A 338-nucleotide genomic window follows, 5' to 3' on the forward strand; every position below is an offset into this window, starting at 1 on the left:
CCGCCGAAAGCCCATGCGATGCCTTGGATGCCAACCGAGGCACACTTGGAACTCGATCTCGACACACCCACGACTGTCAAAATGGTGACGGTGAGAAACAAGAAAGTTGCCACGAACTCTGCAATTCCAGCGCGGTAGAACGACCACGAGGCGAGCTCGTCTGCCTCAAAGAGCGGTGCCGATGGTGGCTCCCTGTAGTCTTTGTTCTGTGCCGCTGTCCCAATTGGCTGCTTCTCCTGAAATTTGTTTGCTCCTATCCTGACGTCTTCTTCTTTTCCCTCCATCTCCCTCTACTGGTCCTCCGTCTGCAACAACAAAAAAAGGGAGATAAACAATGG

Annotated in this window: 1 protein-coding gene; it reads right to left on the reverse strand. The window is 53.0% G+C overall.

The annotated features are described in order from the left end of the window. A partial coding sequence (locus C6N31_RS42700) for an aquaporin (protein ID WP_198359690.1) occupies window positions 1–284 on the reverse strand: 284 nt, incomplete at its 3' end. Between the last annotated feature and the right edge of the window lie 54 nt (window positions 285–338).

Source organism: Streptomyces fildesensis, from assembly GCF_016107395.1.
GTDB classification, from domain to species: domain Bacteria; phylum Actinomycetota; class Actinomycetes; order Streptomycetales; family Streptomycetaceae; genus Actinacidiphila; species Actinacidiphila fildesensis.